Below are 13,735 nucleotides of genomic sequence, written 5' to 3'. Positions count from 1 at the left end.
ACCAAAGAGGAGACATCCAGCATGACGACTTTCACCCGACGCCTCGCGCTCACGGCGGTTGCCACCGCAGCGTTCGCCGCCAGCCCGCCCGCGCTTGCCGCGGAAAAGGTCAACCTCGGCGTGTCGATTCCCGCGGCCACGCACAGCTTCATGGGCGGCATCAACTACTGGGCCAATCAGGCGAAGAAGGACCTCGAGAAGCAGCACAAGGACCTGAAGATCACGATCAAGACCGCAGCCAACGCGCCCGAGCAGGCCAACCAGCTGCAAGATTTGTCGACGGTCACCAAGATCAACGCGCTCGTCGTGTTCCCCTTTGAATCGGCGGCGCTGACCAAGCCGGTCGCGCAGGTCAAGGCCAAGGGCGCGTACGTCACCGTGGTCGACCGCGGCCTCACCGACACCAGCGCGCAGGACGCGTACGTGGCCGGCGACAACACGGCCTTCGGCAAGATTCCGGCCGAGTACATCGTCAAGCAACTCGGCGGCAAGGGCAATGTGGTCGCGCTGCGCGGCATCGCGACCACGCTCGACAACGAACGCATGGACGCCTTCAACGCGGTGCTCAAGGGCAGCCCCGACATCAAGCTGCTCGACGCCAAGTACGCCAACTGGAACCGCGACGATGCCTTCAAGGTCACGCAGGACTACCTGACGCGCTTCAAGCAGATCGACGCCATCTGGGCCGCCGACGACGACATGGCCGTGGGCGTGCTCAAGGCCATCTCGCAAGCCAAGCGCGACGACATCAAGATCGTGTTCGGCGGCGCCGGCGCCAAGGACATGGTCAAGACCATCATGGACGGCAAGGACAAGCGCATCGGCGCCGACGTGAGCTACTCGCCCAAGTTCATCTACGACGCGATCAAGCTCACGGCCGAAGCGCGCCTGAAGGGCGAGAAGCTGCCGGCGACGACGATCATTCCCTCGGTGCTGATCACCAAGGAAAACGCCAAGGACTTCTACCACCCGAACTCGCCGTTCTGATGTTCTGAAGAACAGCGGCCCTGCCTTGCTCCCTCTCCCCTCGGGGAGAGGGCGGGGGTGAGGGCAGCGGCGATGGCGAAAACGGTGCGCGTGCAAACGCCGCCACCCTCACCCTAGCCCTCTCCCCGAGGGGAGAGGGGACAGTTCCCAGGAACACCGAGACGATTGATGACCGACACCCCTCTTCGCACGCTGCGCTGCGCCATGGTCGGCGGCGGTCGCGACGCCTTCATCGGCGCCGTGCACCGCAAGGCCATGGCGCTCGACGGCCAGATCGCGCTGGTCGCCGGCGCGCTGTCGTCGAGCCCGGACAAGGCGCGCGCCTCGGGCCGCGACCTCGGCCTGGCCGACGACCGCAACCACGGCGATTGGCAGGCGCTCCTGGCCGACGAGCTCAAGCGCCCGGCCGGTGAGCGCATCGACTTCGTCTCGATCGTCACGCCCAACCACGTGCACTACCCCGTGGCGCAAGCCTTCGCGGAGGCCGGCTTTCACGTGGTGTGCGACAAGCCGCTGGTGCACACGCGCGCACAGGCCGATGCGCTGGTCGCCACCGTGGCGAAGCAAGGCACGGTGTTCGGCGTGACCTACAACTACACCGGCTACCCGATGGTGCGGCAGGCGCGCGAGATGGTGCGCTCGGGCGAGATCGGCGAGGTCCGCAAGGTCGTCGTCGAATACAACCAGGGCTGGCTCGCCAGCCACGTCGAAGCCGCGGGCGGCAACAAGCAGGCCGACTGGCGCACCGACCCCGCGCGCAGCGGCGCGGCCGGCGCCATCGGCGACATCGGCTCGCATGCCGAGAACCTCGTGGCCACCGTCACGGGCCTAGACATCGAAAGTCTCTGCGCCGACCTCGGCGCGCTGGTGCCGGGCCGCATGCTCGACGACGACGGCAGCCTGCTGCTGCGCTTCCAGGGCGGTGCGCGCGGCGTGCTGGTGGCCTCGCAGATCAACACCGGGCTGGAGAACGACCTGCGCCTGCGCGTGTCCGGCACGCTGGGCACGCTCGAATGGCGCCAGGAGCAGCCGAGCCAGCTCGTGCACCTGCCGCACGACGGGCCCCGGCGCGTGCTCACGCGCGGCGCGCCCTGGCTGTGCGAGTCGGCGCGGCGCGCGAGTCGTCTGCCGGCCGGCCATCCCGAAGGCTTCATCGAGGCGTTTGCGAATGTCTATGCGGGCGTGGCGGCGGACATCCGCGCGCGGCTCGCGGGGCAGGTGGCCGACCCGCTCGCGGCCGACTATCCGCGCGTGGAAGACGGTGCGCGCGGCGTGCGTTTCATCGAACGCACGGTGGCCTCGGCCGCCAGCGAATTAAAGTGGACGCCCTGGTAACTGCGCACAGGCCCCGTTGATCCATGCGGGGCGGGCCGTGGCACCAGAGGCCGCCATGACGCATTCCATCTCCTCCGACGCTCTTTCCCCGCAGACATGGCCGCGCGCCCTCTGGCAGCGCTGTCGCACGCTGTGGCTGCTCAAGCTGGCCGGCAACACCGTCGCCACGCTGGGCTTCTTCCCGCTGTACTTCTGGGTCATGCAGAACGCCGGACCCGCGTGGGTGCTGCCGCTCACGGCCGTCGACCGGCTGATCGCGTTTTCGCCGGCGATGCTGCCCGTGTACCTCACGCTGTGGGCCTACATCGCGCTGCCGGTGCTGCTGGCCAAGGACCGGCGCGAGCTGAACACCATCGCCATCGGTTGCGCCGTGATGACGGCGATCGCGCTGGCCGTGTTCTGGTGGATGCCCACGGCGATCCCGAACTTCGCGATCGACGCCGCGCCGGGCTCGTCGCTGCACTTCCTCAAGACCTTCGATGCGGCGGGCAATGCGTTTCCGTCGTTGCACGTGTCGTTCTCGGTGTTCGCCTGCCTCGTGCTGGCGCGGCAGCTGCGCGAAGCCGGCGCGCCCGTGTGGCTGCGGCTGCTCAATGTCGTCTGGGCGGTGGCCATCGTGTACTCGACGATGGCGGTGCGCCAGCATGTGCTGATCGATGTGCTCGGCGGCCTCGGGTTGGGCTTGGCAATGGGCTTCGCGTTGCGCGAGCGGCCATCGGCGGCCCCTGTACCGGTCGCGGTGTAGACCGATCGCGGTATTCCTCCGCGCAGGCGCCGACGGTACAAATCGGCATCGCCGTTCACCGAGCCCGCCATGACCTTTCGCCTGCTCTCTCTCGCTGCCGCCGCCTGCCTCCTGGCCGGCCCCGCGTTCGCCATCGACTACCCCGCGCGCAAGCCGGGCCTGTGGGAAATCCAGACCGGTGAGGGCGGCGCGGCCACGGCCAAGACGCCGGGCCAGACCATCCAGCAATGCATCGACGCCGCCACCGACAAGGCGATGCGCGAGATGGGCCAGGGCATGGGCAAGGACATGTGCTCCAAGCAGGACCTGCGCCTCGAAGGCGTGAAGCTCGTCATCGATTCGGTCTGCAAGATCGGCCCCACCACCGCGACCTCGCGCGCCGTGATGAGCGGCGACTTCAGCAGCGCCTACCGCATGGAAAGCAAGTCGACCTACAGCCCGCCGCTCATGGGCCGCACCGAAGGCACGAGCCTCATCGAAGCCAAGTGGGTCGGTCCCTGCAAGCCGGGCCAGAAGCCGGGCGACATGGTCATGGCCAACGGCATGAAGATGAACCTGCTCGACGCGATGGGGAAGACGCCCGCGCGCAAATGAGCCCATGAGCCCCGGCAAGTAGGCCCAGGCCCACAGCGGCTCGCGGCGAGCGGTCGGCAGCGCACCGACCCCGGCGGCCCTACGATGGCGTGCCATGCCAGACACGGTGGATCTCGTCGTCGCCCGGCCCGAGGGCCTGTACTGTCCGCCCGGCGATTTCTACATCGACCCGTGGCGGCCGGTGGCGCGCGCGGTCATCACGCACGCGCACTCCGACCACGCCCGCATCGGCCACGCGCACTACCTCGCGCACACCGACAGCGCCGGCACGCTGCGCGCGCGGCTCGGCGCCGACATCAACCTGCAGACGCTGCCTTACGGCGAAACCATCGACCACCACGGCGTGCGCCTGTCGCTGCATCCGGCCGGCCACGTGCTGGGCTCGGCGCAGGTGCGGCTCGAACACGGCGGGCGCGTGTGGGTCGCCTCGGGCGACTACAAGACCGAGGCCGACGGCACCTGCACACCCTTCGAGCCCGTGCCCTGCGACACCTTCATCACCGAGTCGACCTTCGGCCTGCCGATCTACCGCTGGCCCACGCAGGCCGTGCTGTTCGCGGAGATCGATGCGTGGTGGCGCGCCAATGCCGAAGCGGGCCGCGCGTCGGTGCTGTTCTGCTATGCCTTCGGCAAGGCACAGCGCATCCTGCATGGCGTGGACGCGTCGATCGGCCCCATCGTCGTGCATGGCGCGGTCGAGCCGCTCAACGCCGTGTACCGCGCGGCCGGCGTGGCGCTGCCGCAGACGCTGCGAGTCACCGATCCGGGCGTCGATGCGGCGCTGTTGAAGCGCGCGCTGGTGCTCGCACCGCCGTCCGCGCAGGGCACGCCGTGGATGAAGCGTTTCGGCAACTACGCCGATGCGTTCGCGAGCGGCTGGATGCAGTTGCGCGGCACGCGGCGACGGCGCGGTGTGGACCGCGGCTTCGTCATGTCGGACCACGCGGACTGGCCGGGCCTGCAGCAGGCGATTGCGGGCACGGGCGCCGAGCGCGTGTTCGTCACGCATGGCAGCGTGCAGGTGATGGTGCGCTGGCTCGGCGAGAACGGCCTCGATGCGCAGGGGTTCAAGACCGAGTACGGGGATGAGGATGACCAGGAAGCGCCCGGTGGGAGTGGGCAAGCGGCGCACGATGGGGATGCCGTCAGCCCCCATCCCGACCTTCCCCCAGAGGGGGAAGGAGCCGGCCCATGAAGGACTTCGCCGCGCTGTATCGCGAGCTCGATGCGAGCACGTCGAACCTCGCGAAGCAGGCCGCATTGCAGCGCTACCTGCGCGAGGCCAACGCGGCCGATGCCGCATGGGCCGTGTATTTCCTGGCCGGCGGCAAGCCGCGCCAGCTCGTGCCCACCAAGCTGCTGCGCCTGCTCGCGCAGGAAGCGGCGGGATTGCCCGAGTGGCTGTTCGACGAAAGCTATGACGCGGTGGGCGACCTTGCCGAGACCATCGCGCTGTTGCTGCCGCCACCGACCGAAGCACATGACCTCGGCCTCGCGGCGTGGGTCGAGCAGCACCTGCTGCCGCTGCGCGAGACCGCGAAGCGCGCGCCCGACGAACTGGCGGACCGCCTGCGTGCGCAGTGGCGGCAGCTCGCGGCGGAGGAGCGGCTGGTGTACTTCAAGCTCATCACCGGCGCGTTCCGCGTGGGCGTGTCGAAGCTGCAGGTCACGCAGGCGCTCGCTGCGGTCGGCGGCATCGATGCCAAGCGCGTCGCGCAGCGGCTCATGGGCTACACGCACCTCGGCGCACGTCCGCAGGCCGGCGACTACGCCGCGCTGATCGCGCCGGAGTCCGATGCCGAGCAGGTGCGCAAGACCAGCGGCCAGCCCTATCCCTTCTTCCTCGCGCATCCGTTCAACCTCCCGCTCGACCAGTTCGATGCGGTGCTGGGCCCGCCGGCTGACTGGCTCGTCGAATGGAAGTGGGACGGCATCCGCGCGCAGATCGTCAAACGCGCGGGCGCGGTGTGGGTGTGGTCGCGCGGCGAAGAGCTGGTGACCGATCGCTTCCCCGAACTCGCGACACTCGGCGAAGCGTTGCCGGACGGCACGGTGCTCGACGGCGAGATCGCGGTGTGGCGCGAAGACAAAGTGCAGCCTTTCGCCGAACTGCAGAAACGCCTCGGGCGCAAGACGCTCGGCGCGAAGCTGCTGCGCGACATCCCCGTGGTGCTGCTCGCCTATGACCTGCTCGAATGGGAAGGGCGCGATCTGCGCGCGCTGCCGCAGTCGCAGCGCCGCGTGCTGCTCGATGAACTGGTGATGCGCATGCAGCATCCGTCGCTGCTGCCGAGCCCGTTGCTCACGGGCACCGATTGGCCCGACCTCGCACGCCAGCGCGAAGCCGCGCGCACGCTGGGCGTCGAAGGGATGATGCTCAAGCGCCGCGACGCGCAGTACGGCGTGGGCCGCACGAAGGATGTGGGCGTTTGGTGGAAGTGGAAGATCGATCCGCTGAGCATCGACGCCGTGCTCATCTATGCGCAGCGTGGGCATGGCCGTCGCGCGAGCCTTTTCAGCGACTACACCTTCGCGGTGTGGGACGGGCCGCCCGAACAGGAAGACCGCAAGCTCGTGCCCTTCGCCAAGGCCTACTCGGGCCTCACCGATGCGGAGATGGCGCGCGTCGACGCGATCATCCGCAAGACCACGGTCGAGAGCTTCGGCCCGGTGAAGAGCGTCAAGCCCACGCTGGTGTTCGAGCTGGGCTTCGAAGGCATCGCGCGCAGCACACGGCACAAGAGCGGCATCGCGGTGCGCTTTCCGCGCATGCTGCGATGGCGCGAGGACAAGCCGGTGGCCGAAGCCGACACGCTGCAGACGCTGGCTGCGCTGCTGCCGTCATGACCGAGCCGCTGGAGCCCGCATCGCTCCCTCCCCTTTCGGGGGAGGGCAGGGGTGGGGGCCAGCGGCGCATCAAGAATCAGCTGCCTGTCGAAGGCCGCGCGCCCCCATCCCAACCTTCCCCCAGGAGGGGAAGGAGCAAGACATCGAAAACCGCTCGACTGGCCGAGCCGCCGGAGCCCGCATCGCTCCCTCCCCTTTCGGGGGAGGGCAGGGGTGGGGGCCAGCGGCGCATCAAGGATCGGCTGCCTGTCGAAGGCCGCGCGCCCCCATCCCAGCCTTCCCCCGGGAGGGGAAGGAGCAAGACGGTCAAGGCGGCGCTCGATGCGTGGTTCGTCTCGCGCGGGTGGAAGCCGTTCAATTTCCAGCGCGACGTGTGGAAGGCCATTGCCGAAGGCCAGTCCGGCCTGCTGCACGCCACCACCGGCGCGGGCAAGACCTATGCGGTGTGGCTCGGCGCGCTGCAGGTCTTCTCGCAGGCGCGCAAGGAAACCGCACGGCCCGCCGCACCGCCGCTCACGGTGCTGTGGCTCACGCCCATGCGCGCGCTCGCGGCCGACACGCTGCGCGCACTGAAGCAACCGCTCGACGCGCTCGGCGCCGAGGTGCATCCGTGGAGCGCCGGTGCGCGCAGCGGCGACACCTCCTCGGCCGAGCGCAGCGCGCAGAACACGCGCCTGCCCAGCGTGCTCGTCACCACGCCCGAAAGCCTCTCGCTGCTGCTCGCGCGCGCCGATGCCAGCGTTGTGCTGGGCCGCGTGAAGATGGTCGTGGTCGACGAGTGGCACGAGCTGCTCGGCAACAAGCGCGGCGTGCAGGTGCAGCTCGCGCTCGCGCGGCTCCGGCGCTGGAACCCGGGCCTCGCGGTCTGGGGCATGTCGGCCACGCTGGGCAATCTGCAGGAGGCGATGCGTTCGCTGCTCGGCCATGACGACGGCGTGCTCGTGCAGGGCCAGGTGCCGAAGAAGCTCGTCATCGATTCGCTCTTGCCCGGCCGCGCCGAACGCTTTCCGTGGGGCGGGCACCTGGGCCTCACGATGCTGCCGCAGGTGATCGACGAAATCGCCGCAAGCAGCACCACGCTGGTCTTCACCAACACGCGTTCGCAGTCCGAGATCTGGTACCAGGCGATGCTCGAGGCCAAGCCCGAGTGGGCCGGGCTCATCGCGCTGCACCACGGCTCGCTCGACCGCGAGGTGCGCGAGTGGGTCGAGCTGGGCCTCAAGAGCGGGCAGCTCAAGGCGGTGGTCTGCACCTCGAGCCTGGACCTGGGCGTCGACTTTCTGCCGGTCGAACGCGTGCTGCAGATCGGCTCGCCCAAGGGCGTGGCGCGGCTGCTGCAGCGCGCGGGCCGTTCGGGCCACGCGCCGGGCCGGCCATCGCGCATCACGCTCGTGCCCACGCACAGCATCGAGATGGTCGAGGGCGCGGCTGCACGCACGGCGATTGCACAAGGGCACATCGAGGCGCGTCATTCGCCCGACCAGCCGCTCGATGTGCTGGTGCAGCACCTCGTGACGGTGGCGCTCGGCGGCGGCTTCGTGCCCGACGATCTCTACGACGAGGTGCGCGCAACGGCCGCCTACGCATCGCTGTCGCGCGAGAGCTGGCAGTGGTGCCTGGATTTCGTCTCGCAGGGCGGCCCGTCGCTCGCCGTGTACCCGGACTACAAGCGCGCCGTGCCCGACGCAGAGGGTGTGTGGCGCGTGCCCGATGCGCGGCTCGCGCGGCGCCACCGCATGAACATCGGCACCATCGTGAGCGACGCGAGCATGGCGGTGCAGTACCTGGGCGGATCGAAGATCGGCAATGTCGAAGAAGGCTTCGTCGCGCGCATGAAGCCGGGCGACTGCTTCCTGTTCGGCGGCCGCCTGCTCGAACTCGTGCGCATCCACGACATGACGGCCTGGGTGCGCCGCGCGACCGGCAAGCGTGCCGCCGTGCCGCGCTGGAACGGCGGGCGCATGCCGCTGTCGAACACGCTGGCCGATGCGGTGGTGCAGCAGCTCGCGCTGGCGGGCGAGGGGAATTACAAATCACCCGAGTTGACGTGCGTGCGGCCGCTGCTCGAGATCCAGCAGCGGTGGTCCGCACTGCCGACGCCGCAGACGCTGCTCGCCGAGACGCTGACGACGCGCGAGGGCTCGCACCTCTTCCTCTATCCGTTCGCGGGCCGGCATGTGCACCTGGGGCTGGCGAGCCTGCTGGCCTGGCGCGTGGCACAGCATGCAGCGCGCACCTTCTCCATTGCGGTCAATGACTACGGATTCGAGCTCCTGAGCGCGACCGAGGTCGACTGGCCCGCGCTGCTGCCGCAGGTGCTGCGCCTGCCGGAGGGCACTGTCGACGCCGATGCGCGCACCGTGCTGCTGCACGAGGTGCTGGCCTCGCTCAATGCGGGCGAACTGGCGCAGCGGCGCTTTCGCGAGATCGCGCGCGTCTCGGGGCTGATCTTCCAGGGCTATCCGGGCGAGCGGCGCAGCAGCCGGCAGCTGCAGGCGTCGTCGTCGCTGTTCTGGGAGGTGTTCCGCAAATACGACCCGCAGAACAAGCTGCTGCAGCAGGCCGAGCAGGAACTGCTGTCGCAGGAGCTGGAGATCGGGCGCCTGCGCGCGAGCCTCGAACGCATGGCCACGCAAGAGCTCGTGCTGAAGCCGCTCGAACGGCCGACGCCGTTTTCGTTTCCGCTGATGGTCGAGCTGTTCCGCGAGAAGCTGTCGAACGAGAACGTGGCCGATCGCATCGCGCGCATGGTCGAGCAACTGGAAAAAGCCGCGGGCGGCGTGGTCACGGCCGGCGGTGTGGAGCGCGTGAAAAACACGCTGGCGTTCGGGCAGGAGGGGCCGGGCAAGCCGCCCACGCCACGGCGTGAACGCAGGCGGCCGTCAAAGCCGCTGCCGCCGCTGTGAGCGGGTCAGCCGCCGTGTGCCTTCACCCACCGCACGATGTCGGCCGCGCCCATCGCGCCGGCCTGCCGCGCCACCTCGTGCCCGCCCTTGAACAGCGCCAGCGTCGGGATGCTGCGGATGTTGAAGCGCGCGCCGAGCGCGGGCAGGGCCTCGGTGTCGACCTTGGCCAGCCGCACGTGGGGTTCGAGCTGCGTCGCGGCCTGTTCGTAGCCCGGCGCCATCTGGCGGCAGGGGCCGCACCAGGGCGCCCAGAAGTCGACCAGCACGGGGATCTCGTTGCGCGTGATGTGGCGGTCGAAGGTGGCCGCATCCGGCAGCGCCGTCGAATGGCCGGTGAACAGCGCCTGGTGGCAGCTGCCGCAGTCGGGCGCGCTGCCCAGCTGCTCCGCGCGCACGCGGTTGGTCGTGTGGCAGTGCGGACAGACGATGAGCTTTGGAGGCGATTCGGTCATGCGGAAGAACTGGGGCTGGCGCGGTTGAATTGCAAGATGGCCGCTGGGCTGCGCGTCTTTTGCGACACTCGTTGGCCGTGACTTCCCCGCACCTTACCGCGTCGGCGCTCGCTGTCCAGTGGGCCGGCGAGCTGCTGCACCTGCTGCCCGAGCGCGCGCTCTGGTGGCCCGCCGCGCGCGTGCTCCTCGTCGCCGATTTGCACCTGGGCAAGGCCGCGACCTACCGCGCGCTCGGCCAGCCCGTGCCGGGCGGCACCACGCAGCAGAACCTTGCGCGGCTCGACGCACTCATCGCTCGGCTTGCGCCGCAGCGCCTCGTGTTCCTCGGCGATTTTTTGCATGCGGCGCAGGCGCGCACGGTGCTCGCTGCCGTGAGCGACTGGCGCGCGCTGCATGCCGGCGTCGCGATGACGCTGGTGCGCGGCAACCACGACAGCCGCGCGGGCGATCCGCCCGCGGCACTCGGCATCGACGTGGTCGACGAGCCCTTCCTGCTGGGGCCGTTCGCCTGCTGCCACCATCCGCAATCGCACGCCACGCATTTCGTGCTCGCGGGGCACCTGCATCCGGTGTGCCGGCTCCACGGACCCGGGCGCGACAGCGTGCGGCTGCCGTGTTTCGTGAGCGATGCGCGCCAGGCCGTGTTGCCCGCCTTCGGCGAATTCACGGGCGGCTGGTTGATGGAGAGGGCGCCGGATCGGCGCTTCTACGCGGTGGGCGGTGAGACCGTGTGGGCACTGCCGCCATCGGACTGAAGGATCTGGCTCCTTCCCCCTCTGGGGGAAGGTTGGGATGGGGGCAGGCAGAGCGCCCAATGGACACGCCGCTTGCCCCCACCCCCACCCTCCCCCGGAAGGGGAGGGAGAAAGGCCAACGTCAGAGCACCACGGGTGCGTCGGGCAGCTCGTTGGTGTCGGGCTGGTTGTCGGCCAACGGGAAGTAGGCCATCAGCAGCGCCGACACCTCTTCCAGCGCCAGCGTGATGCCGTCCTCGAAGCGGCCTTCGCGGAAGGCCACGCCCATGCGCAGCGTCATCGCGGCCCATTCGGCGCTGCCCACGTGGGCGTCGATGCCGCGGTCGGCCACGATCTCGATGGCGTGCTCGGCCAGCAGCAGGTAGATGAGCACGCCGTTGTTGTGCGCGGTGTCCCACACGCGCAGCTTGCCGAACATCGCAACGGCGCGCTCGCGGGGCGATGCGTGGCGCCACAGGTACGACATCGGCAGGCCGGCTTCGACGCAGATGCGGACTTCGCCGCTGTGGCGCCGCTCACTCGCGGCCACGCGGCCGGCCAGGCGCTCCATTGCGTCGGCCGGCAGCACGCGGCGCACGGCGGCTTCGTCGGTCCAGAGATGCCGCCAGATGCGGCCCAGCGTCGAGAAGAACGTGGGATCTGCAGTTGCCATGTTTCTCACCAGTCTCCCGAAGCGCCGCCGCCGCCGAAATTGCCACCGCCGCCGGAGCTGAAGCCTCCGCCGCCACCTCCGCCGCCTCCGCCCCAGCCGCCACCACCACCGCCGCTGCTCCATCCGCCACCCCCGCCGCCACCTCGGCCGCCGCGGCCGGGACCGAAGCCGGCGAGGCCGGGACCGAAGCCGGCGAGGCCGGAGAACAGCGACACCATGAGCGCGAGCATCCCGGCGATCACTGCGATCACGGTGCTGGTCGTGAGGAGGAACGCGACCACGCCGATGCCGCCGCCCATGGCGACCGAGCCCATGGTCTTGCCCAGGATGGCGCGCGCGATCGGTGCGCCGACGAAGACACCGACGAACAGGAAGATCGCGAGGTTCTCCCAGTCGAAACCGTCGTTGCTGCTACTGCTGTTGTTGCTGCGCGAAGGCTCTGGCAGCGGCTCGCCGTCGACCAGACCGATGAGCCGGTCGACCGCGGCGTTGAGGCCGCCCGCGAAGTCGTTGTTGCGAAAGCGCGGCTTCATCTCCTCGTCGATGATGCGCACGGCCGCGAGGTCGGGCACCACACCTTCGAGCGTCTTGGCCGTGGCGATGCGCATCTTGCGATCGTCCTTGGCGACGATCACCAGGAGGCCGTCGCCCACGCCCTTGCGCCCGATTTTCCAGGTGTCACCCACGCGCTGCGTGTAGCTCGCGATGTCTTCAGGCGCCGTGGTCGGCACCATCAGCACCACGATCTGCGAGCCCTTGCGCTGCTCGAAGGCCGCCAGCTTGGTTTCGAGGCCCGAGCGCTGCGCGGCGTCGAGCGTGGCGGTCTGGTCGATCACGCGCGCGGTGAGCGCGGGGATCGGCAGCAGGCTTTGCGCCAGCGCGGGCAGGCCGGCCCATGCGAGGGCCGCGATGAAGATCGCAGCCAGTGCGCGGCGGATCAGGGCAGCGGCCATCGGCGCCGCTTCTTACTTCTTGGGCGTGCCGAAATCGACCGTGGGCGGCGTCGAAATCTGGGCTTCGTTCTGCACCGAGAAGTTCGCCTTGGGCTTGTAGCCGAAGACCATGGCCGTGAGGTTGGTCGGGAAGCTGCGCGAGAGCACGTTGTACTCCTGCACGCTCTCGATGTAGCGGTTGCGCGCCACGGTGATGCGGTTCTCGGTGCCCTCGAGCGTCACGCGCAGGTCGCGGAAGGCCTGGTTGGCCTTGAGCTCGGGGTAGCGCTCCGACACCACCATCAGCCGCGACAGCGCCGAGGAGAGTTCGCCCTGCGCCTGCTGGAACTTGTTGAAGGCTTCGGGGTTGTTGAGCGTCTCGGGCGTCACCTGGATCGAGGTGGCCTTGGCGCGCGCCTCGATCACCTTGGTGAGGGTGTCCTGCTCGAAGCTGGCCTCGCCCTTCACGGTGGCGACGATGTTCGGCACGAGGTCGGCACGCCGCTGGTACTGGTTGAGGACTTCGCTCCAGGCCGACTTGCTGGCCTCGTCGAGGGATTGGAAGTCGTTGTAGCCGCATCCGCTGAGGGACAGGGCGGCCGCGAGAATCAGGAACCAGCGCTTCATCATCATTTGCATTACCTCCGCAGAAGAAGGCCGAAGTTAGCATAGACGGGGTCATGGCCCTCGATCCGCTCCACGCCCTGCAAGCCGCCAACCGCGCGGTGCCCCACGCTGCCGCACCGCCCGTCGGCACGCTGCTGATTGCGGGCGCGACCGGCGCGCTCGGGCAGGAGTTGCTGCACCGGCTCGCGGGCCGCCATCGCTTCCGGCGCACGCGCGTGCTGGCGCGCGAACCGATGCACGACGGGCTGCCCGGCGTCGAGACCGTGCAGTGCCCGGCGTTGCCGATCGCACAGTGGCCGCCGGTGGCGGCCGATGTCGCGGTGGTCGCCTTCGACCCGCCGCGCCTGTACCACGGCCGCGAGCGTGCGCTCTGGCACCCCGACCCTGCTGACCTGCCCGAACTGGCGCGCTGGCTGCGCGCCAGCGGCGTGCGCACGCTGGCGATCGTGCAGCCGCACGACCGCGGCCGGCTGCCCGAGGCGCTCAAGCGCGGGCTGGCCAGCCTCGACGAGCAGGCCGTGGTCGCCTGCGGCTTCGAGCGCGTGATCCTGCTGCGCTCGGCGCGCAAGCCCGCCGCCGTGCGCCTGGCCAACATGGGCGAGCGGCTGGCGGCCTGGATGCTGTCGATCATGCGGTTCATGGTGCCGGCCAACGAGCAGCCGGTGCGCGCGTCCAAGATGGCCGAGCTGGTCGACCTCGCGCTGCGCGTGGCGCCGCCCGGTGTGCACGTGGCCGCGCCCGAGATGGTCTGGCAGGCCGCGCAGGGCGCCACCGAGGCAGCGGCGCGCGCGTGGCTCATTCCCGCGTCCGCCCCCGAGGTACCCACTGCCCCGTCACCGGCTGCCACATGGCCGTGACATGGGCAGGGCAAAATCCGGTCTACCCCCTTCGCTCTCGCCCTTC

13 protein-coding genes are annotated in these 13,735 nt (G+C 69.7%); 9 read left to right on the top strand and 4 right to left on the bottom strand.

All coding sequences use genetic code 11. From position 1 onward, the window contains the following. Window positions 1–21: 21 nt before the first annotated feature. From RZE79_RS27830 to RZE79_RS27800, 7 genes are all read left to right on the top strand, one after another. Window positions 22–987, top strand: coding sequence for a substrate-binding domain-containing protein (locus tag RZE79_RS27830; protein WP_319357724.1), 966 nt, complete (start codon window positions 22–24; stop codon window positions 985–987). Window positions 988–1,155: 168 nt separating this feature from the next. Further along, complete coding sequence (locus RZE79_RS27825; protein WP_319357723.1) at window positions 1,156–2,322, top strand: Gfo/Idh/MocA family oxidoreductase; 1,167 nt, start codon at window positions 1,156–1,158, stop codon at window positions 2,320–2,322. A 55-nt stretch (window positions 2,323–2,377) separates the two neighbouring features. Further along, complete coding sequence (locus RZE79_RS27820) at window positions 2,378–3,067, top strand: phosphatase PAP2 family protein (protein ID WP_319357722.1); 690 nt, start codon at window positions 2,378–2,380, stop codon at window positions 3,065–3,067. Window positions 3,068–3,136: 69 nt separating this feature from the next. Continuing rightward, entirely contained in the window at window positions 3,137–3,661 is a 525-nt protein-coding gene (locus tag RZE79_RS27815) for a DUF3617 family protein (RefSeq protein ID WP_319357721.1), read from the top strand. Window positions 3,662–3,755: 94 nt separating this feature from the next. Continuing rightward, complete coding sequence (locus tag RZE79_RS27810; RefSeq protein WP_319357720.1) at window positions 3,756–4,856, top strand: ligase-associated DNA damage response exonuclease; 1,101 nt, start codon at window positions 3,756–3,758, stop codon at window positions 4,854–4,856. After that, complete coding sequence (locus tag RZE79_RS27805) at window positions 4,853–6,508, top strand: ATP-dependent DNA ligase (protein WP_319357719.1); 1,656 nt, start codon at window positions 4,853–4,855, stop codon at window positions 6,506–6,508. The genes RZE79_RS27810 and RZE79_RS27805 overlap by 4 nt, the downstream gene beginning before the upstream one ends. A gap of 371 nt (window positions 6,509–6,879) precedes the next feature. Beyond that, complete coding sequence (locus RZE79_RS27800) at window positions 6,880–9,414, top strand: ligase-associated DNA damage response DEXH box helicase (protein WP_373696514.1); 2,535 nt, start codon at window positions 6,880–6,882, stop codon at window positions 9,412–9,414. A 5-nt stretch (window positions 9,415–9,419) separates the two neighbouring features. Here the strand turns inward: RZE79_RS27800 and trxC are convergent, their stop codons facing one another. Further along, window positions 9,420–9,866 carry a thioredoxin TrxC gene (gene trxC / locus RZE79_RS27795; RefSeq protein WP_319357718.1) on the bottom strand — a complete coding sequence of 149 codons (447 nt, stop codon included), beginning with the start codon at window positions 9,864–9,866 and terminating at the stop codon, window positions 9,420–9,422. 77 nt (window positions 9,867–9,943) lie between these two features. Between trxC and pdeM the strand changes: the two genes are divergently transcribed. Further along, entirely contained in the window at window positions 9,944–10,621 is a 678-nt protein-coding gene (pdeM, locus tag RZE79_RS27790) for a ligase-associated DNA damage response endonuclease PdeM (RefSeq protein ID WP_319357717.1), read from the top strand. Window positions 10,622–10,742: 121 nt separating this feature from the next. Here the strand turns inward: pdeM and RZE79_RS27785 are convergent, their stop codons facing one another. The 3 genes from RZE79_RS27785 to RZE79_RS27775 are packed head-to-tail and all read right to left on the bottom strand — an operon-like array spanning window position 10,743 to window position 12,838. Continuing rightward, window positions 10,743–11,273: a TPM domain-containing protein gene (locus RZE79_RS27785; protein WP_319357716.1), complete on the bottom strand. Its 531-nt coding sequence runs from the start codon at window positions 11,271–11,273 to the stop codon at window positions 10,743–10,745. Between the two features lie 5 nt (window positions 11,274–11,278). Then, the gene (locus RZE79_RS27780) at window positions 11,279–12,226 is read right to left on the bottom strand and encodes a TPM domain-containing protein (RefSeq protein ID WP_319357715.1); all 948 of its coding nucleotides are present in this window, start codon (window positions 12,224–12,226) and stop codon (window positions 11,279–11,281) included. 12 nt (window positions 12,227–12,238) lie between these two features. Next, window positions 12,239–12,838, bottom strand: a complete 600-nt coding sequence (locus RZE79_RS27775; RefSeq protein WP_319357714.1) for a LemA family protein — start codon at window positions 12,836–12,838, stop codon at window positions 12,239–12,241. 47 nt (window positions 12,839–12,885) lie between these two features. Between RZE79_RS27775 and RZE79_RS27770 the strand changes: the two genes are divergently transcribed. Continuing rightward, complete coding sequence (locus RZE79_RS27770) at window positions 12,886–13,689, top strand: hypothetical protein (protein ID WP_319357713.1); 804 nt, start codon at window positions 12,886–12,888, stop codon at window positions 13,687–13,689. Window positions 13,690–13,735 lie beyond the last annotated feature (46 nt).

The organism is Variovorax sp. EBFNA2 (assembly GCF_033802765.1).
GTDB classification, from domain to species: Bacteria; Pseudomonadota; Gammaproteobacteria; order Burkholderiales; family Burkholderiaceae_C; genus Variovorax; species Variovorax paradoxus_H.
The sequence above is the reverse complement of the archived record's forward strand: the minus strand, read 5'-3'. Positions and strand labels throughout refer to the sequence as shown.